We start from the raw sequence: 18,824 nt of genomic DNA on the forward strand, positions 1-18,824 counted from the left end.
CCGCCCGCGCTCCCCGCAGCAAGGACACTACTCCGCCGTGGACATGACGACTTCCGACCCGCTAGTAGGCGCGACGCTGGACCGTCGCTACTTCGTCGAGTCAAGGATCGCCGGTGGCGGCATGGCGACGGTGTACGTCGCCCACGACCTCAGACTGGACCGACGTCTGGCCCTGAAGGTCATGCACCCCTCCCTGGCCCAGGACCCCACCTTCGTTCAGCGCTTCATCAACGAGGCCCACTCGGTCGCCAAGCTCTCCCATCCCAACGTCGTGCAGGTCTTCGACCAGGGTGAGGACCAGGGGCACGTCTTCCTGGCGATGGAGTACGTGCCCGGCCAGACCCTGCGCGACCTGCTCAAGGACCGCGGGCGACTGGCCCCGAAGCAGGCCCTGAACTTCATGGCCTCGGTGCTGGCCGCGCTGGGCGCCGCCCACCAGGCCGGCATGGTGCACCGCGACGTCAAGCCCGAGAACGTCCTGATCAGCAAGGACGGCCGGGTCAAGGTGGCCGACTTCGGTCTGGCCCGCGCGGTGGAGCAGTCCAACCAGGGACTGACCCGCACCGGCACGCTCATGGGCACCGCCGCCTATCTGGCGCCCGAGCAGATCGAGAAGGGCGTGGCCGACGCGCGCAGCGACGTCTACGCCGCGGGCATCATGCTCTACGAGCTGCTCACCGGCGGGCAGCCGCACACCGGTGAAACGCCGATCGCGATCGCCTACCAGCACGTGAACGAGGACGTTCCGCGGCCCTCGCACTTCCTGCCCAACCTGCCCGCCGATGTGGACGCGCTGGTCACCAAGGCCACCGAGCGCGACCCGAAGTACCGGCCGAGCAACGCGGGCCAGTACCTGGCCAAGGTCCTGGACGTCCTGCGGACCCTGCCGGACACCGTCACGGGCGCGGCCGCGGGCGCCCCGCTGGCCCCCGTGGCACCGCAGGCGAACTCCGCGGCCACCATGACCGCGCCCCAGCTGATCGCGGGCGGCGCCGGTCCGGGTACCGAGAACGCCACCATGGTCGTGGACATGAACGGCGCCGACCTGCCGCCGGTCGAGTACGACGACGGGTACGACGACTACCCCGAGGAGGGCAGGTCGTGGTTCTCGCGCAACCGCGTGCTGGTGGTCGGCGCGGCCGCCATGGCCCTGGTCGTGGGCGTGGCGGGCTGGTGGTTCCTCCTCGGCCAGTTCGAGTCCGTCCCGGACGTGGTGGGGGCGAGCCCCGAGGCCGCCAGTGAGCAGATCCGCGGCGCCGGGCTGGTCTTCGAGCTGTCCGACGAGACCGTCTACAGCGACGAGGCCGACGCCGGTCAGGTCGGCGAGACCGACCCCGAGGTCGGCGAACGCCTGTCTCCCGGCGACGAGGTGACGGTGTTCCTGTCCAAGGGGCCGCAGGAGGTGTCCATGCCCAACCTGGTGGGCGACGACTTCGCCAACGCGGTCAAGGCCCTGGAGGACCTCGGTTTCGACGAGGGCAACATCGTCCAGGAGAAGCAGGACTCCCCGGACAACGCCCCGGGTGAGGTGCTCGCCACCAGCCCCGAAGCGGGTGCGGAGGCCGACCGCGAGGGCACGGTGACGCTCACCGTCAGCAGCGGCATCCCGGTGCCCAGCCTGGCCGGGGAGACCCGGGAGGACGCAGAGGAGACCCTCAACGACCTGGGTCTGACGGTCGAGGTGGTCGAGGAGGAGAGCGAGAGCATCGACGAGGGCACGGTGATCAGCCAGAGCCCGGACACCGGTACCAACGTCGGTCCCGGCGCCACCGTCACCCTGACCGTGTCCAGCGGTCCGCCCGAGGTCGAGATCCCCGACGTGATCGGTGATTCCATCCGCGACGCCCGCGACGCCCTGGAGGACGCCGGATTCGAGGTCGAGGTCGAACGGATCTTCGGCGGCCGCAGGATCGGCCACCAGTCGCACACAGGCACCGCCCCGGAGGGCACCAAGATCAAGATCACCGCCACCCCTGGCGGCATCGGTCTGGGCGACCTCGACGACGACGATGACGACGACAGACGCGGGAACGGTAACGGGAACGGCCGCGGCAACAACTGATCCGGAGGCCAGCCGCGCAAAGCGGACCTGAGCGACCGCGACCCCTCTTCCCCTGTGCGGAAGGGGGGTCGCGCGCTATCGTCAGCGGCATGAGCGGCGACGAGATCCGGGTACTGGTGGTTGACGACCACCCGATGTGGCGTGAAGCGGTGGCGCGTGACCTGACCGAGGCAGGCCTCACGGTGGTGGGGACGGCGGGCGACGGCGCCAAGGCGCTGCGGATCGCCCCCGCGGTGCGGCCCACCCTGGCCGTGGTGGACCTGCACCTGCCCGACACCAACGGCGTGGAACTGACCGCGGCCCTGGTGGCGCTGGCCGAACCGCCTCGGGTCCTGGTGTTGTCGGCCAGCGGAGAGAGCGACGACGTGTTGGCCGCGGTCAAGGCCGGGGCCACCGGCTACCTCGTGAAGTCCGCCGGGCGCGAGGAGCTCCTGGACGCCGTCCGGCGGGTCCACACCGGGGAAGCGGTCTACACGCCCGGGCTGGCCGGTCTGGTGCTCGGCGAGTACCGGCGGCTGTCGGCCCAGGAGAAGCCTTCCGATGACGCGCCGGTGCTGACCCCGCGCGAGACCGAGGTGCTGCGGCTGGTCGCCAAGGGGCTGGCGTACAAGCAGATCGCGCGCCGCCTCACCATCTCCCACCGCACGGTCCAGAACCACGTCCAGAACACCCTCACCAAACTGCACCTGCACAACCGGGTGGAACTGGTCCGCTACGCCATCGACCGGGGCTTGGACGAATGACCCCGGCGGGATCCCCCCTTCGGCACTGCCTGACACAGCTGCGGTGTGGTGGCCCTGGTTCCGCCTCTACGGGTGTTACGGAAAGCCGGGTGTCAGAAAGTCCGGAGTTTCGGAAAGCTTCTTTGCGCAGGGGTTGGCCCGGGGAGCCCGGGCCCACTATGGTCTAGACCATATGGCGCCTTGCGCCGTGAACACCCACAACGTCGAGGAGAAGTCGTATGCGAGTCGGGGTGCTGACCGGTGGTGGAGACTGCCCTGGTCTGAACGCGGTCATCCGCGCCGTGGTCCGGAAGGGCATCAAGGACTACGGGTACGAGTTCATCGGCTTCCGGGACGGCTGGCGCGGCCCTCTGGAGGGCGACACCATGCCCCTGGACATCAGCGCCGTGCGCGGCATCCTCCCGCGCGGCGGCACGATCCTGGGCTCCTCCCGCACCAACCTGATGAAGATCGAGGGCGGTGTCGAGCGGGTCAAGGACAACATGGCCGGGCTGGGCGTTGACGCCCTGATCGCCATCGGCGGCGAGGACACCCTGGGTGTGGCCCGCCAGCTGCACGACCGCGGCGTCAACGTCGTGGGCGTGCCCAAGACCATCGACAACGACCTCAACGCCACGGACTACACGTTCGGGTTCGACACCGCGGTCAACATCGCCATGGAGGCGATCGACCGCCTGCACACCACGGCGGAGTCGCACCACCGCGCCCTCGTCGTGGAGGTCATGGGCCGGCACGCCGGGTGGATCGCCCTGCACTCGGGCATGGCCGCGGGCGCCAACGTCATCCTCATCCCCGAGCGCCCGTTCGACATGGACGAGGTCGTCAAGCACGTCGAGAGCCGCTTCGAGACCCAGTACGCCCCCATCCTCGTGGTCGCCGAGGGCGCCCACCCCAAGGAGGGGCAGCTGGAACTGGCCACCGGTGAGAAGGACGCCTTCGGCCACGTGCGCCTGGGCGGTATCGGCCAGACCCTGGCCGAGGAGATCGAGAAGCGCACCGGCAAGGAGTCCCGCTCGGTCGTGCTGGGCCACGTCCAGCGCGGCGGCACCCCCACCGCCTTCGACCGGGTGCTCGCCACCCGACTGGGCGTGAACGCCATCGAGGCGGTGCACGACAAGTCCTTCGGCAAGATGGTCGGCCTGCAGGGCACCGACATCGTGCGGGTGGACCTGGCCGAGGCCACCGACACCCTCAAGACCGTTCCCGCGGAGCGCTACGAGGAGGCCGAGGTCTTCTTCGGCTAGTCACTCCCGCCCTCTGTCGCGGCCCCTTCCCGCCCGGGGAGGGGCCGCGGCCGTGTCCGGGGTCTCACCTCGGGACGGCCGGGACCGGGAATGGACCGAGCGGTCCGGGGATTGTTCGATACTGGAAGACATCGTCCTTTCGCGAAACCCAGGCATCACCCTCCGGAGGTAGCACCATGTCCGCGTCGCTGGAGTCCGCGCCGCTCCCCGTAACCGAGGTCGGAGCCGACGCCGGGCTCGGCGAGCTCTGCGTGCTCATGAAGCTCGGCGAGATCGTTCTCAAGGGCTCCAACCGCAAGCTGTTCGAGCGCCGCCTGCACAACAACATCCGGAACTCCGTGCGCGACCTGGGCGAGGTCCGCCTCTCCCAGCGCGGAGCCGGTGTGATCATCGTGCGCAAGCCCGGCGCCTCCGACCTCGAGGTCGCCGAGATCGCCGACCGCATGGCCAACGTCATGGGCGTGGTCTGGGTGCACCTGGTACGCCGGGTGGCCAAGGACCTGGACGCCATCGTGGACGTCGGCGTGCGCTCGATGGCCGGCCGCGAGGGCACCTTCGCGGTGCGCGCCCGCCGCCGCGACAAGCGCTTCGAGATGGACTCCGGCAAACTGGCCGGGTTCCTCGGGTCCAAGATCATCGAGGCGCACGGCTACAAGGTGAACCTCAAGCGCCCCGACAACACCCTGTACGTCGAGGTCGACAAGGACGAGGCGTTCGTCTTCACCGACGGCATCCCCGGTCAGGGCGGTCTGCCCGCCGGGATGAGCGGTCGCGGCCTGGTGCTGATGTCCGGCGGCATCGACTCCCCCGTCGCCGCCCACCGGATGATCCGGCGCGGCCTGAAGGTCGACTTCCTGCACTTCTCCGGGATGCCCTTCACCGGCCCCGAGTCCATCTACAAGGCCTACAGCCTGGTCCGCCAGCTGGACCGCTACCAGGTGGGTTCGCGACTGTTCGTGGTGCCCTTCGGCAAGGCCCAGCAGCAGCTGAAGAGCTCCGGTATCGAGCGGCTCCAGATCGTCGCCCAGCGCCGTCTGATGCTCAAGACCGCCGAGGCCCTGGCCGACGACCTCAAGGCCGAGTGCCTGATCACCGGCGATGCCCTGGGCCAGGTGTCCAGTCAGACGATGACCAACATCACCGCCCTGGACGACGCCGTGGATCTGCCGATCCTGCGGCCGCTCATCGGCATGGACAAGACCGAGATCATGGACCAGGCCCGCAGGATCGGGACGCTGGCCATCTCGGAGCTGCCCGACGAGGACTGCTGCACGATGCTGACCCCGCGCCAGGTGGAGACCGCGGCCAAGATCCCGGACCTGCGCCAGATCGAGAAGCGCCTGGACGCCGAGGAGCTGGCCGAGCAGCTGGTCACCACGGCCCAGCTGCACAAGCCCAGCTTCCTGGGCGAGGCCGCGCCCTCCCGGGTCGCTCCCAGCGCCGCCAAGGCCGCCGCCCCGGCCCCGGCTCAGTAACAGAGGCCGCGCCTACGCAAGGTGCCCCGGACGCTCGCGAGCGTCCGGGGCACCTTTGTCTCAGCCGTCAGACCGGCACGTCACAGGGCGGCGAGCTCGCGCTCGGGCGCCGGGGTGAGGGTGCGGCCGCTCAGGGTGGCCAGAGTGGCGGACAGGTCGCGCAACTCGGCCAGGTCCTCCTCCAGCAGCGCCTGGGGACCGTCGCACAGGGCGGTCTCCGGGCTCGGGTGCACGTCCACGATCACGCCGTCGGCGCCGATCGCGATGGCCGCGCGGGAGAGCGGCAGTACCAGGTCGCGCTTGCCGCCGGAGTGCGACGGGTCCACGATCACCGGCAGGTGGGTCAGGTTCTGCGCCACCGGGACGGCACTGATGTCCAGGGTGTTGCGGGTGGCCTTCTCGAAGGTGCGGATGCCGCGCTCGCACAGGACGATGTCGAGGTTGCCGCGCTGGGCGATGTACTCGGCGGCCATCAACCACTCCTCGATGGTCGCGCTCATGCCGCGCTTGAGCAGGACGGGCTTGCCCGCGTCGCCGACCGCCTGGAGCAGGGCGAAGTTCTGCATGTTGCGGGTGCCCACCTGGAGCATGTCCGCGTAGGAGGCGACCAGTTCGACGTCAGCGGCGTCCACGACCTCGGTGACGATGGGAAGGCCGGTCTTCTCACGCACGTCGGCGAGGATCTTCAGGCCTTCCTCGCCCAGTCCCTGGAAGGCGTACGGGGAGGTGCGGGGCTTGTACGCGCCACCGCGCAGGAGGGCGGCGCCGGCGGCCCTGGCCATCCGGGCGGCCTCGAGGGTCTGCTCGGGGGTCTCGACCGCGCAGGGACCGGCGATGACGGTCATGTTGTCGCCGCCGATCGGGACGCCGCGCACGCTGACCACGGTGCGGCTGTCGTGGTTCTCCCGGCTGACCAGCTTGTACGGGGCCGAGATGCGCAGGACGTCGCTGACACCGGGCTTGGCGGCCAGGCCGAGGTCCTGGAAGCGCTCGACGTCGCCGACCAAGCCGATGATCGTGCGGCTCACACCGCGCGTCACGTAGGCCTCGCCTCCGGCGGAGGTGACCAGTTCGACGAGCGCGTCGATGTTGTCGGCGGTGGCGCCCGGCGCCATAACGATGACCATGTGGTTTCCCTGTTTCGTGGGTTGGGTGGCTGAGCCGCGCGGATGTCGCGCCGGTGCCGGGGGGTGGTCCGACCCGGGGCGAAAACAAAGGAGCCCCGGGCCGTTACCGGCCCGGGGCTCCTGGGAAGTCGTCTGTGTCAGCGCAGCGCTTTACAGGCGACCGGGGAGTGGGGCCGGTAGCCATAAAAGCGCCAAAAGTTTCGCTGCATGGCTGTGACTATAGCGCACAGTCAGCGACTCCTCGCACAGGCGGGGGGAGTGACCTAGCTCTCTTCGGCGCCTGACAGGATGTCAGGACGCCGGCGTCCCCGCCCAAGGAGCAGGGAACGCACCAGGGTCCGGGGTACCGGACGTGAAGGGCCGAAGTCGTAGAAAGCGAGCGGGGGTCGGGTTGTCTGAAGGCGAGGAGGCCGCGGGCACGGGCGGGAGACAGCGGCTACGGCTGCCTCCCGGGCAGGCGGTCCGGTACGAGCACAGGCCGCTGCACTACGGCCGGGTCCCCACCTTCAGGCCCGAGCGGTGGGACTTCCGCGTGTTCGGCGCCACCGAGTCCCTGGGCACCTACCGGTGGACCTGGGAGGAGTTCGGCGGGCTCCCCCGCGCGGACGTGGTGCGCGACTTCCACTGCGTGATGCGCTTCAGCGTTCCCGACGTTCCCTGGGGAGGGGTCCGCGCGGCCGACCTCGTACGGCTGGTTCCGCCCTCCCCCGAAGTCACCCATGTGATGGCCTGGGGCGAGTACGGCTACAGCGCCAACATGCGCCTGGACGACTTCCTCGACGACGGCGTCCTGCTCGCCACCCACCGCGACGGCCTCCCGCTCGCCCCCGAACACGGCTTCCCGCTGCGCCTCGTGGTACCGCACCTGTACGGGTGGAAGAGCGTGAAGTGGCTGCGGTCGGTGGAGTACATGGTCGGCGACCGGCGCGGGTTCTGGGAGGAGCGCGGCTACCACAACCGGGCCGACCCCTGGGGTGAGGAGCGCTTCTCCCACCAGGAGGAACCCGGCGCCGGGCCGCCGCTCCAGTGAACGGAGCGCCGCCCCGGCCGAGGAGCGCCACTCCGGTGAAGGTGTCGGTTCGGGTGTCTAAGGTGGTGGAATGACGACCAGAGCCCAGCTGCGCAAGGCAGCGCTCTCACACCCCGAGACCACCGAGAAGCACTCCGGGCCGCTGGGGAGCGAGTTCTTCGTCCAGGGGGCGCGGTTCGCCTGGGTGGACGGCCCGGGACTGGTGAGCCTGGTCCTGCCCACGGCCGAGGCCAACGAACTGCTGGCCGCCCACCGCACAGCCGAGCTGCGCACCCACGGCGCCTCGCCCGTCGAGGTGCGGGTCCCCCTCGCCGACGTCGACGGACAGCCGCTCAACCGCTGGGTGCGCCGCGCCTGGCTGGTGCACGCCCCCAGGGAACTGGCGGAGCGGGCCGTCGCCGCCGAGCACGCGGTTCCGGGAAAGGTCGGCGACCTGCCCAGGGGGATCGGCAGACCGGCCACACAGGCGCTGGTCCAGGCCGGGTTCACCACCCTCGCCGAGGTGTCCTCCATGACGCGCCCGGAGTTGCTGGCGCTGCACGGGGTGGGCCCCAAGGCGGTCCGGGTACTCGACGAAGCCTTCGCCGAGGCGGGCCTGAAGTTCAGCACCCCCGCCTGAGCCCCGTGATCTTGCTACCAGGAGCGAGTTCGGCGCCTTGGGTTTCAGTGGCTCAGCGCTTCTGGTAGCAAGATCACGGCTGAAGGGGGCGGTCCCGGGGGACGATCATCTCGATCTCGGTGCCCTCTCCCGGTTCCGAGTACAGCTCGGTGCTGCCGCCCAGGTCGCGGACCCGGCCCAGGACGGACTGGGCGACGCCCAGACGCCCGTCCGCGCGGGCCCGATCCAGTCGGCCCGGCGGGATGCCGGGGCCGTCGTCGCGCACGGTCACAGTGACGGCTTGCTCCTCGTCCTCCACCAGAACCCACGCCCGGGTCTGCGGAGGGCAGTGCCGGTCCACGTTGTCCAGGGCCGCCGCCACCGCGGCGGCCAGCTCGGCCACCGCGTACCCGGGCAGGAGCACCGGGGTGGCGGGCGCCGAGACCGAGAACCGGACCGACTCCAGGCGGCGCAGCGCGTCCCTGAGGTCCATGGCAGTGCCCGGTGCGCACGCCCCGCCCGGCGCCGAGGAGCCCGCCGCGGCCGAGTCCAGGCCGTCGGTGATCAGGGAGCGCAACCGCACCTCCTGTTCACCGGCCATCCGGCCCAGTTCGGCGGCCTCCCCGCCGATCTCGTCCCCGCGGCGGCGGACCAGGGCGAGCACCTGGAGCACCGAGTCGTGGATGGAGCGGGCCAGTTGCTCGCGTTCGCGAATGCGCGCCTCCAGGGTTACCGCCTGGGCGAAGCGCTCCTCAGCCTGCTCGGCGACCCGGGCCATGTAGCCCACGGCCAGGCAGGCCAGCAGGAGCAGCACCACGCCCCGAACGGTGGCGGCGGTGACGTCGGCGTCCATGAGCACGCGCAGGGTGATGTCGGCGAACCCGTAGGCGAGGGCGACCGTGGCGGCGCCCCGGCGGCCCCAGATGACGCTCGCCGACAGCGCGGCCCCGGCGAACCAGTAGGAGCTCAGCGGCGGCGCCTGGGTGAGGTAGAAGGGGGTCGCGGCCAGACCGGTGGCGAACAGGCAGCCGAAGGCGACCACCAGGTCGGCGGTGAGCAACCGCCAGGTGCGCCAGGCCGGGCGGGCGTAGGCATAGGTCGTCAGCACGGTCCAGCCGGACATGACGACCAGCACCGCCCAGGCCAGCCAGGGCCTGGCCAGGTACTCGTGGTACTGGACGACCAGTACCAGGGCGTAGACCAGGGCGACGGCGCGGTAGAGGGCGAAGGCGCGCCAGAGGGGGACGTCGAAGCCCAGGGCTCAGACCACCGCCCCGTTGTCCGGCCCGTTGTCGCCGGGCGGGCGGGAGTCGGTCATACGCAGGATGAGCACGACGAAGCTGGTCAGGAAAGCAGCGACGGCCAGGAACATGATCCAGTTGGGCAGTGAGATGCCCAGGAAGGCGGCGCCGAACAGCAGCGCGGGGCCGCCGAGGAGACCGAACCAGGCGGCGATGCCCACCCGGTCGCCCTGGAGCAGGGGCGGCGGGGGCGGGGGTTCGTAGTGCCCCTCCAGCTCCGCCTCGGCCCGGCGCCGGTCCTCCTCGCGGGCCTGCTCGTCGTCCTCGTCGGATTCCCGGTCGCGGGGGAGATTGGCGAGGATGTCGCCGAGCCGCGTCTGTTGTTCGTCGGGGGCACTGAGGTTCTCCGCGTCCGGCCAGGCGACCCGGCCGCGCTGCTCGCTGGTGCCCTCGGAGTCGTCGTAGAAGCGGGAGACGAGGTCCTTCCAGACGTCGTCCTCGTCGCTGCTCCTGGCCGGGGGCGCGTCGGGGTCCACGTTGGCGGGCGGCCCGTCCAGCAGGTCGCCGCCGACCGGGGGGTCGCTGCCCTCCTGCGCGGCCGACGCCTCCTGGCCCTCCTCGCCCTCGGCTTCGGCCCTGCCCTCACCGCGCGGCGCCAGCAGGTCGGGGCCGGTCTCGCGTTCGCGTCCGCCGAGGTCGGGCAGTTCGGAGCCGAGCACCTGTTCGGCGGCGCCGCGTTCCTCGGCGTCGACGTAGAGGTGGTCGGTGGGCGGGTCCTCGGCCTGGCCGCCGGTGGGCTCCAGGACGTCCTCTTCCAGAGGAACCGCGTAGGCGGCGATCCCACTGCGCCGGAGCGCTTCCAGCATGAGGTCGGCGTGTGAGGGTGCGAGCAGGATCAGGGGAACGTAGGCGTCGGCGAGCAGGCCGTTGCCCCGACGTTGTGTCATCGGTCGGCTCCTTCCCCGCTTCTGCTGCGCTCGCGCACGAACGCGAGGCTTCCTTCGAAGATGGTGGCGGCGTCATGGTCGAGGGTCGCCACGTGGTAGCTGTCGTGAAGCAGGTGGATCGTCAGCCGGGTGTTGACCGCTCTCTTAGCGAGCATACGCAGACTGTCCGGTCCCACCACGTGGTCCTGGGGGCTCCGGTAGGCCAGAACCGGCGCTCGCAAACCGGACATGCCGCCCTGAACCGTGCGCCACAGCTTCGGGAGTGTCGCGGCCGCGGCGGTGGGCACCCGGTCGTACCCGCCCTCCCCGGCCTGTTCGAGGGCGATGTCGCTCTCCAGACCGGGCGTGGTGGGCAGGAGCCGGGCGGCCAGGCGGCGGATCGGCGCGATGACGGGGAGCCGGTGGTCCTCCACCACGAGGGAGGGGTTGACCAGAACCACGCCCTGGACGATGTCGGGGTACTCCTGGGCCAGGCGCAGGGTGAGCGCACCGCCCATGGACAGCCCCATGACGAACACCTCGTCACACCGCTCCGCGAGGTCGAGCAGCGCCCGCTCCACCTCCGCGTACCAGTCGTCGGTGGTGGTGGTCGCCATGTCCTGCCAGGTGGTGCCGTGCCCGGGCAGTCGGGGCAGCTCGACGGTCAGCCCGGCCTCGGCCAGGTACTCGGCCCAGGGGCGCATCGAGTACGGCGAACCGGTGAAACCGTGGCAGAGAAGGACACCGACGCCTGAACCCGAGTGGCTGAAGGGGTCCGCACCCGGGATCAGGGGGATGGCGTTGGTCGGTCTCACAGGTCTGCTCCCGGGATCGTACGGCGGAGGGCTCCGATGGGATCGCGGCCCCAGCCGTGAGGCTAGTCGCTCGGGTGAGCGTTTGTCATCGCAAGAACGTTAGCGTTCCCCTGCCCGAACTCCGTGGGGGCCCGGCGTGTTCCCGCGCGTCCGGTGACCCCGCGGCCCGGGTCGGGAGACGGGGGCGTCACCTGTGGTGAGTATCCTCGACAGTGCCCCCGCGGCGCGGCTCCCTCTTCCCCGGCGACGGACAACCCGGTCCGTTCTGGCTGCTTTTGGCGGTTACCCGCACGTGGTGGGAAGATGACGCTTGTCAGCCTCCCCGCATCCGCGGTGGGAGCGTTCCGGACAATGACGGCCGAGCGGGACAGTGAGACGCGGCAGACCCTGCCTCAGTGCTCCCCGCGTGTGCAGGGGTGATCTGAAGCAATGTTCTACTGGGTGGTCAAGGCGATCCTGGGGCCGATTCTGGCCGTGTTGTGGCAACCTCGCGCGGAGGGCGTGGAGAACGTGCCGCGGCGTGGTCCGGCCATCATGGTCAGCAACCACCTGTCGTTCTCCGACCACTTCTTCGGGCCGCTGCCGCTGCCGCGCAAGATCATCTTCCTCGCCAAGGCCGAGTACTTCACCGGCACCGGCGTGAAGGGGTTCCTCAGCAAGGCCTTCTTCACCGGCGTGGGGCAGATCCCGATCGACCGTTCCGGCGGCAAGGCGAGCGAGGCGGCCCTGCGTACCGGGCTGCGCGTGCTCAAGCGCGGCGAGCTGCTGGGAATCTACCCCGAGGGCACCCGCTCCCCCGACGGCAAGCTGTACCGGGGTCGGACCGGCGTGGCCCGGCTGGCGCTGGAGGCCAAGGCCCCGGTGGTGCCCATGGCGATGATCAACCTCGAGAAGATCATGCCCCCCGGCCGCACCGTTCCCAAGCTGGGCGTGCGCCCCAAGGTGGTCTTCGGCAAGCCGCTCGACTTCTCCCGTTACTACGGCATGGAGAAGGACCAGCGGGTCCTTCGCGCCATCACCGACGAGATCATGTACTCCCTCATGGAGCTCTCCGGCCAGGAGTACGTGGACCGCTACGCGCAGGCGGTCAAGGCCGAGATCGAGGCCGAGGAGAAGGAGGCCAAGCGCGAGCAGCAGGCCAGCGCCAAGGATGAGCGCCGGAGCAAGCGCGCGGACAGGAAGGCTGACCGCAAGGCGCGCAAGGAGGCCCAGAAGGAGGCCAAGCGCGCGGCGAAGGCCCAGAAGAAGGCAGAGCAGAAGGCAGAGCAGAAGGCGAAGAAGGACTCCCCCGGGGACGACACCGCGGGCGGCGCCGAGTAGCGCCTGAGACCTGCGCGGCGAAGGGGCGGTCACCGGATTCCGGTGACCGCCCCTTCAGCGTTGTGTCCTATCGGGTGCCGTACCGGGTGCCGGACCACACCGGGTGCGGTCGGTCAGTACCGGGCGAGGTCACCCGCGCCGGCGATGCCCGCCTCGCCGCCGAGCTCGGCCACCCGCACCTCGGCCAGGCGGCGGCCCGGGCGACCGGAGACGTGTCGGGCGAAGGAGGCGCGCACCGGGTCGAGGATGATGTCGCCCGCGTCGGAGACCCCGCCGCCCAGGACGAAGCACTCCGGGTCCAGGATCGCGGCCAGGTCGGCCAGGCCCAGACCCGCCCACTCCCCCACGATCCGGAAGCACTCCAGCGCCGCCGGGTCGCCCTCCATCGCGGCCTGGGTGATGATCCGGCCGCTGACCTGCTCCACGACGCCGTCGGCGAGCTTGAGCAGCCGCTCGGCCCGCTGGGGGTCGGTGCGGGCCAGGTCCTGCCCCTCGGCCACCAGGGCGCGACCGCTGGCGTACTGCTCCCAGCAGCCGTGGTTGCCGCAGGCGCAACGGCGGCCGTGCGGGACCATCCGGTAGTGGCCGACCTCGGCCGCCACCCCGTAGCGGCCCCGGTGCAGGGCCCCGCCGAGCACGAGGCCGCCGCCGATCCCGGTGCCCAGGGTGACGCAGACGATGTGGTCGCTGCCCCGTCCCGCGCCGAATCGGGCCTCGGCCCAGGCCGCGGCGTTGGCGTCGTTCTCGATGACCACGGGCAGACCCACGTGCTGCTGCACGCGTTCCCTGAGCGGCTCGTCGCGCAGGCCGAGGTTGACCGCGACCTGGACGGTGGCCCGGTCCTCGTCGACGAACCCGGCCACGCCCACGCCCACCGCGCCGATCTCACCGTCGGGCTTGCGGGAGCGCAGCTCCGCCACCGCCCGACCGACGACCTCGGCCAGCTGGCGGGGGTCGTTGGTCGGGGTCGGGTACTTGACCTTGTCCAGGATCTGCCCGTCGTGGTCGACGACACCGGCGGCGACCTTGGTTCCGCCGATGTCTACGCCAATGGTCAGCATGGGGGCAGCTCCTTCTACTTACGCCCGAACTCTGACATAAGTCTCAAGGTTCATGGCAGAGGGTTTTCAAATGGTGTAAACCATTCGATTAAACCAGGCTCAGGCGGCCGCGAACACCCCACCGGCGCATACCCGCCGGTTCGCCCTGCTCCCCCGGCGTGACCTGCTACTCCGCACCGCCCCGGGCGTCCTCTCCGGAATCGGCCGGGGACTCACGGCGGGCCCGCTCGTCACGCTCGCGGTCGGCCCACTCGCGCTGCTCCCGCTCCTCCCGTGCCCGGGCGGCCTCCTCCCGGCCCTGCTCGAAGGAGCGCTCCATCACGCCCCAGGTCTTTCCCACCGCACTGGCGAGGGACAGTCCGGCCCGGCCGAGGTGTCCGGCGACCTCGGGCGCGCTCTTGCGCACGATCTCGACGAACTCCTCCAGCGGAGGGCGCTCCTGCTGGGTCTCGACCCGGATGGCCTCCTCCCACACGTCGCCCTTCTTGGGCGGGGGGCTGGTGACCGCGCTGACACCGCGCTTGACCCCGGCGACCAGCAGCTTGCGCTGGAGGCTGTCGACCAGGCGCAGCGCGTCGTCGATGAGGTCGGGCTGGTCCGAACGCCCGTTGTTCGGCCGTTCCGAGCGCCCGGTGCTGTTGTCGTCGGTCATGTTCGTGAGCCTCCTGTCAGTGGTCCTCTGGCCTCACGTTAACCGCCCGAACCGGGCAGGAGAGGGCGTCTCAGGGCAGGTTCAGGGACGAACCAGGGAAGAAGCGGGGTCCGGTCGGGGCGAACCGGAGGCGGGGCGAGGACCGGCCGGATGCGACGCGGACACGGGGCGGGGATGCGGTCGGGGACGCCCCGGGCACCGAGGCGCCAGCGGAGCGGAAAAGGATACTCGTCGCCCTACAGGAGTTGAGGCCACTTGGGGCGGAAACAACGTGAATTTAACCAGATGTGCACAAAACACCCGGCAGGCGATAGTCTCGACTGCGCGCGAGAAGTAACCGGGATCACCTGCTTGACCTGCGCACTCCCGGAAGGCCCAACGAGAGTCGACCGACCTCTCAGCGGGCATGATCACGCGTACAACAGCACAGGGGGACGTCCCGGACCGCCCGCACGAGACCGACGGTGCGCACCCGGCTGAACAGCGCGTTGACCTTCACCCGCGCGTCAAGCTCGGATCACCGTTGGATACCGAACGGCAACCTGTTCTACTCACGAGTAGGCTCCTGTTGTTACGGTCGTCACGTCCCCAACATCAAGAACCCGTACACGTCCAGGAGCATCACGTGCGCGAATACAGCTCTCCCGCGAAGGCTGAGATCTCCGACGACGCGCGGCTGACCGACACGCTCTTTGCGCGCGCGGCCAGCGAGCCGAACGCCGTCGCCGCCCGTCGTCAGGAGGAGCCAGGGTCCGGCCAGTGGCGCGACGTGACCGTCGCACAGCTGCACGGCGACATCGTCGGATACGCCAAGGCCCTCATCAACGCGGGCATCGGGCAGGGCGACCGCGTCGCGCTCATGTCGCGTACCCGCTACGAGTGGACCGCGGTCGACTACGCGGTCTGGTCCATCGGCGCCGTGACCGTACCGATCTACGAGACCTCCTCCGCCGAGCAGGTCCAGTGGATCCTCTCCGACTCCGGGGCCAAGGCCGCCTTCGTCGAGACCGCGGCCCACGCCGAGCGCGTCGAGTCCGTCCGGGCCGAGGCCCCCGAGCTGGCCAACATCTGGAAGTTCGACGGCGGCGACCTGGAGGCCCTGAGCGCCACCGGGAGCGGCGTCTCCGACGAGGACCTCGACAAGCGCCGCACCGCGGTCAAGGCCGACGACCTCGCCACCCTCATCTACACCTCCGGCACCACCGGCCGCCCCAAGGGTTGCGAGCTCACCCACCGCAACTTCCTCTTCATCGCGCACTCCGCGCTGGAGGGCCCGGCCAAGCCCGTCATCCTGGGCCACGAGGGCACCCCCTCCACCCTGCTCTTCCTGCCCCTGGCGCACGTCTTCGCGCGTTTCGTCCAGGTCATGGTCATCGAGGGCAAGGCCGTCCTGGGCCACTACCCCAGCACCGGCCCGGACCTGATCGACCAGTTCTCCGTCTTCAAGCCCACCTTCCTGCTCGCGGTCCCCCGCGTGTTCGAGAAGGTCTTCACCAAGGCCCAGCAGAAGGCCGAGGGCGAGGGCAAGGGCAAGATCTTCAACGCCGCCGCCGATACCGCCATCGCCTACAGCAAGGCGCTGAGCACGGGTAACGTCCCGTTCACCCTGAAGCTCAAGCACGGCCTGTTCAAGAAGCTGGTCTACGGGAAGATCATGGCCCGCCTCGGTGGTGAGGCCAAGTACGCGGTCTCGGGCGGCTCGGCCCTGGGCGACCGCCTCGGCCACTTCTTCCGCGGCGTGGGCCTGACCATCATCGAGGGCTACGGTCTGACCGAGACCACCGCCCCGAGCACGGTCAACAGCCCCGGCTTCAACAAGATCGGCACCGTCGGCCAGCCGCTGCCCGGTACCACCGTGCGCATCGCCGACGACGGCGAGATCCTGCTCAAGGGCGACCACATCCTGGTCGGCTACTGGAAGAACGAGAAGGCCACCAAGGAGGCCTTCGAGGACGGCTTCTACCGCACCGGTGACCTCGGCTCGCTGGACGACGACGGCTTCCTCAGCATCACCGGTCGCAAGAAGGAGATCATCGTGACCGCGGGCGGCAAGAACGTCGCCCCGGCCGTCCTCGAGGACCGCATCCGTGCCCACGCCCTGGTCAGCCAGTGCATGGTCGTCGGTGACAACCGCAAGTTCATCGCGGCCCTGGTCACGATCGACCCCGAGTCGTTCGACCTCTGGAAGGAGTCGAACAACAAGACCGGCGAGATCGCGGACCTGACCGAGGACCCCGACCTCCAGGCCGCCATCCAGGGCGCCGTGGACGAGGCCAACAAGGCCGTCTCCAAGGCCGAGGGCATCAAGAAGTTCAAGATCCTGCCGAGCGACTTCACCGAGGAGGGCGGCCAGATGACCGCCTCCCTGAAGGTCAAGCGCCACGTCGTCAGCAAGCAGTGGAGCAAGGAGATCGACGACATCTACGGCGGCTAGGGTTTCGACGGCCAGGGTCTCCCCGGTCAAGGTTTCAGCGCATCGGGTTTCAGCGGATCGGGTTTCAGCAAGCAGGTTCCGTCGCTCCTGAAAGCTGAGGGGGTCGATCGCCTACGGGCGGTCGGCCCCCTTCTCCGTACCCGGCCCGTGCCCACCGTCCGCTCTCCGCGACTCCCGGCCCCTCGTGAGAGCGCTCCCCGGGCCTGCGGCCGACGCGCACACCGCGGACATGCGGACCGGGGCACTGCCTCTGAGGGCGCTCCCAGGAGGCGGGGCCGGACTGGACTCCCGCAGGTGCACGTGTCGGGGCACGGACCCCGCAGCGTGGCTCTGGGTGTCGTGCCCGAGCAGCGCAGCCCCCGGACGGGCACCACCGCCGGACACACGACGGACCCGGCCGCGCTGTGCGGCCGGGTCCGTCGTCACGACAGGCGGGCTCTAGTGAGCCTTGTCGTCCCCGTGGTCAGCGGAGTGGTGCAGGTGGTGGCCGGTGTGGGCCTCCACCCCCTCGAAGGACACGTTGTCCTTCGTGTACCAGTGAGCCAGGGCCCGGCGGAGCTTGCCCATGCCCTTGCGGGCCTGGGGGTTCTCCACGCCCTTCTCGTCGGTCTCGTCCTCTTCCAGAGCGGTCGAGGTGATGACCGGCTTGCTCGCCAGCACGTGCGTGGTCTCGTCGGAGCTCTCCTTGTGGACCTCGATGAACTCACCGCTGGGCAGCTGCTGGATGGTGCCGCTCTCGTAACCGTGCTCCAGGATCTCCCGGTCACGGCGCTGAAGGCCCAGGCAGATGCGCTTGGTGATGATGAAGCCGATGATCGGACCGAAGATGGCCAGCGTACGGAAGATGTACGTGGTCAGGTACAGGTCGATCGAGAAGGTCTCCGACAGGACGTCGTTCGCCCCGGCCATCCAGAGCACGCCGTAGAAGACGATGCCGGCGACACCCAGACCGGTGCGGACCGGGGCGTTGCGCGGACGGTCGGCGACGTTGTGGGCGCGCTTGTCACCGGTGATCCACTGCTCGATGAACGGCCAGGCGGCCAGAGCACCGAAGATCAGGCCGGGTACGACCAGGCCCGGGACCAGGACCGCCGTGATGATCGGGTACCCGTCGCCGATCGGCAGCGTGAAGTCCAGGGTGTTCGGGAAGATTCGCAGCGAACCCTCCATGAAGCCCATGTACCAGTCCGGCTGGAGGCCGGAGGTGATGGACGTCGGCGTGAACGGGCCGAACAGGTGGATCGGGTTGATCTGGACGAACGCGCTCAGACCGGCGATCACGGCGAACGTGAAGAAGAAGAACCCGCCGGCCTTGACCGCGAACGCCGGGAACATGGGTGTCCCGACCACGGTCTTGTCTGTTCGTCCCTGTCCCGGGTACTGCGTGTGCTTCTGGTGCCACAGGATCATGAAGTGGGCCACGATCAGTGCCAGCAACAGGGCCGGGATCAGCAGGATGTGCAGCATGTAGAGCCGCGTGATGATGTCCTCGCCGGGGAACTCCCCGCCGAAGAGGAACATCGATATGTACGAACCCACCAGTGGCAGCGCCAGCATGACGCCCTGGAGGATGCGGACACCCATACCCGAGGGCAGGTCGTCCGGCAGCGAGTAGCCGAAGAGGCCCTCGACCATGGCCAGGGTGAAGATGGCGACACCGATGAGCCAGTTGATCTCACGCGGCTTGCGGAACGCACCGGTGAAGAACACCCGGAGCATGTGCACCACGAGCGCGGCCACGAAGATCAGCGCGGCCCAGTGGTGGATCTGGCGCATGAGGAAGCCACCACGGACATCGAAGTTGATGAACAGGGTGGAGGCGTAGGCCTCACTCATCGGAACGCCCTGGAGGCGCTCGTAGGAGCCGTCGTAGACGATCTCCGCCATGCTCGGCTTGAACCACAGCGTGAGGAAGACACCGGTGACGAGCAGGATGATGAACGAGTACAGCGCGATCTCGCCCAGCATGAACGACCAGTGGTTCGGGAAGACCTTGCGAAGGTTCTTCTCACCGCCCTTGGCCAGGTGGAAGCGGTCGTCGATGAAGTTTCCGACGCCGCGCAGCGCCTTGGGGGCTTGCGTGGTCTTACTCATCG

Annotated in this window: 15 protein-coding genes; 8 read left to right on the plus strand and 7 right to left on the minus strand. The window is 69.8% G+C overall.

Features of this window, described 5'->3' with window-relative positions:
• Nucleotides 1-37: 37 nt before the first annotated feature.
• From pknB to thiI, 4 genes are all read left to right on the plus strand, one after another.
• Complete coding sequence (gene pknB, locus NE857_RS23485) at nucleotides 38-2,062, plus strand: Stk1 family PASTA domain-containing Ser/Thr kinase (protein ID WP_254417690.1); 2,025 nt, start codon at nucleotides 38-40, stop codon at nucleotides 2,060-2,062.
• An 89-nt stretch (nucleotides 2,063-2,151) separates the two neighbouring features.
• The gene (locus tag NE857_RS23490; protein ID WP_017581713.1) at nucleotides 2,152-2,805 is read left to right on the plus strand and encodes a response regulator; all 654 of its coding nucleotides are present in this window, start codon (nucleotides 2,152-2,154) and stop codon (nucleotides 2,803-2,805) included.
• 218 nt (nucleotides 2,806-3,023) lie between these two features.
• Entirely contained in the window at nucleotides 3,024-4,049 is a 1,026-nt protein-coding gene (locus NE857_RS23495) for a 6-phosphofructokinase (protein ID WP_184365356.1), read from the plus strand.
• A gap of 176 nt (nucleotides 4,050-4,225) precedes the next feature.
• Nucleotides 4,226-5,524 carry a tRNA uracil 4-sulfurtransferase ThiI gene (gene thiI, locus NE857_RS23500; protein WP_254417691.1) on the plus strand — a complete coding sequence of 433 codons (1,299 nt, stop codon included), beginning with the start codon at nucleotides 4,226-4,228 and terminating at the stop codon, nucleotides 5,522-5,524.
• Between the two features lie 80 nt (nucleotides 5,525-5,604).
• On the opposite strand, the gene aroF is transcribed toward thiI, so the two are convergent.
• Nucleotides 5,605-6,651 (minus strand): 3-deoxy-7-phosphoheptulonate synthase, encoded by a 1,047-nt coding sequence (aroF, locus tag NE857_RS23505; protein ID WP_184365358.1) that lies wholly within the window; start codon nucleotides 6,649-6,651, stop codon nucleotides 5,605-5,607.
• Nucleotides 6,652-7,042: 391 nt separating this feature from the next.
• On the opposite strand from aroF, the gene NE857_RS23510 reads away from it, so the two are divergent.
• Complete coding sequence (locus tag NE857_RS23510) at nucleotides 7,043-7,681, plus strand: molybdopterin-dependent oxidoreductase (RefSeq protein ID WP_254417692.1); 639 nt, start codon at nucleotides 7,043-7,045, stop codon at nucleotides 7,679-7,681.
• 70 nt (nucleotides 7,682-7,751) lie between these two features.
• The gene (locus tag NE857_RS23515) at nucleotides 7,752-8,300 is read left to right on the plus strand and encodes a helix-hairpin-helix domain-containing protein (protein ID WP_254417693.1); all 549 of its coding nucleotides are present in this window, start codon (nucleotides 7,752-7,754) and stop codon (nucleotides 8,298-8,300) included.
• Nucleotides 8,301-8,373: 73 nt separating this feature from the next.
• On the opposite strand, the gene macS is transcribed toward NE857_RS23515, so the two are convergent.
• Genes macS through NE857_RS23530 form a run of 3 tightly spaced genes read right to left on the minus strand, consistent with a single transcriptional unit; the run spans nucleotide 8,374 to nucleotide 11,261 of the window.
• A complete protein-coding gene (macS, locus tag NE857_RS23520) occupies nucleotides 8,374-9,537 on the minus strand; it encodes a MacS family sensor histidine kinase (RefSeq protein WP_301184362.1) in 1,164 nt (387 codons plus the stop codon).
• 3 nt (nucleotides 9,538-9,540) lie between these two features.
• Nucleotides 9,541-10,467 carry a hypothetical protein gene (locus NE857_RS23525; protein ID WP_254417694.1) on the minus strand — a complete coding sequence of 309 codons (927 nt, stop codon included), beginning with the start codon at nucleotides 10,465-10,467 and terminating at the stop codon, nucleotides 9,541-9,543.
• Nucleotides 10,464-11,261, minus strand: a complete 798-nt coding sequence (locus NE857_RS23530; RefSeq protein ID WP_254417695.1) for an alpha/beta hydrolase — start codon at nucleotides 11,259-11,261, stop codon at nucleotides 10,464-10,466. The genes NE857_RS23525 and NE857_RS23530 overlap by 4 nt, the downstream gene beginning before the upstream one ends.
• Before the next feature lie 429 nt (nucleotides 11,262-11,690).
• On the opposite strand from NE857_RS23530, the gene NE857_RS23535 reads away from it, so the two are divergent.
• On the plus strand, nucleotides 11,691-12,581 hold the full coding sequence (locus tag NE857_RS23535; RefSeq protein ID WP_254417696.1) for a lysophospholipid acyltransferase family protein: 891 nt from the start codon (nucleotides 11,691-11,693) through the stop codon (nucleotides 12,579-12,581).
• A 113-nt stretch (nucleotides 12,582-12,694) separates the two neighbouring features.
• Here NE857_RS23535 and NE857_RS23540 read toward each other — a convergent pair whose 3' ends face one another.
• Complete coding sequence (locus NE857_RS23540; protein WP_254417697.1) at nucleotides 12,695-13,642, minus strand: ROK family glucokinase; 948 nt, start codon at nucleotides 13,640-13,642, stop codon at nucleotides 12,695-12,697.
• Between the two features lie 166 nt (nucleotides 13,643-13,808).
• Nucleotides 13,809-14,294, minus strand: coding sequence for a hypothetical protein (locus NE857_RS23545; protein ID WP_254417698.1), 486 nt, complete (start codon nucleotides 14,292-14,294; stop codon nucleotides 13,809-13,811).
• Between the two features lie 625 nt (nucleotides 14,295-14,919).
• On the opposite strand from NE857_RS23545, the gene NE857_RS23550 reads away from it, so the two are divergent.
• Nucleotides 14,920-16,728 carry an AMP-dependent synthetase/ligase gene (locus tag NE857_RS23550; RefSeq protein ID WP_254417699.1) on the plus strand — a complete coding sequence of 603 codons (1,809 nt, stop codon included), beginning with the start codon at nucleotides 14,920-14,922 and terminating at the stop codon, nucleotides 16,726-16,728.
• A 438-nt stretch (nucleotides 16,729-17,166) separates the two neighbouring features.
• Here NE857_RS23550 and qcrB read toward each other — a convergent pair whose 3' ends face one another.
• Entirely contained in the window at nucleotides 17,167-18,822 is a 1,656-nt protein-coding gene (gene qcrB / locus NE857_RS23555) for a cytochrome bc1 complex cytochrome b subunit (protein ID WP_254417700.1), read from the minus strand.
• Nucleotides 18,823-18,824 lie beyond the last annotated feature (2 nt).

Source organism: Nocardiopsis exhalans, assembly GCF_024134545.1.
In the GTDB taxonomy this organism is placed as follows: domain Bacteria; phylum Actinomycetota; class Actinomycetes; order Streptosporangiales; family Streptosporangiaceae; genus Nocardiopsis; species Nocardiopsis exhalans.

What these genes read in the sequence shown, in the direction of transcription:
- NE857_RS23490 (WP_017581713.1), top strand. Translation starts at nt 2,152, where the DNA reads ATGAGCGGCGACGAGATCCGGGTACTGGTGGTTGACGACCACCCGATG.
- NE857_RS23495 (WP_184365356.1), top strand. Translation starts at nt 3,024, where the DNA reads ATGCGAGTCGGGGTGCTGACCGGTGGTGGAGACTGCCCTGGTCTGAAC.
- thiI (WP_254417691.1), top strand. Translation starts at nt 4,226, where the DNA reads ATGTCCGCGTCGCTGGAGTCCGCGCCGCTCCCCGTAACCGAGGTCGGA.
- aroF (WP_184365358.1), bottom strand. Translation starts at nt 6,651, where the DNA reads ATGGTCATCGTTATGGCGCCGGGCGCCACCGCCGACAACATCGACGCG.
- NE857_RS23515 (WP_254417693.1), top strand. Translation starts at nt 7,752, where the DNA reads ATGACGACCAGAGCCCAGCTGCGCAAGGCAGCGCTCTCACACCCCGAG.
- NE857_RS23525 (WP_254417694.1), bottom strand. Translation starts at nt 10,467, where the DNA reads ATGACACAACGTCGGGGCAACGGCCTGCTCGCCGACGCCTACGTTCCC.
- NE857_RS23535 (WP_254417696.1), top strand. Translation starts at nt 11,691, where the DNA reads ATGTTCTACTGGGTGGTCAAGGCGATCCTGGGGCCGATTCTGGCCGTG.
- NE857_RS23540 (WP_254417697.1), bottom strand. Translation starts at nt 13,642, where the DNA reads ATGCTGACCATTGGCGTAGACATCGGCGGAACCAAGGTCGCCGCCGGT.
- NE857_RS23545 (WP_254417698.1), bottom strand. Translation starts at nt 14,294, where the DNA reads ATGACCGACGACAACAGCACCGGGCGCTCGGAACGGCCGAACAACGGG.
- qcrB (WP_254417700.1), bottom strand. Translation starts at nt 18,822, where the DNA reads ATGAGTAAGACCACGCAAGCCCCCAAGGCGCTGCGCGGCGTCGGAAAC.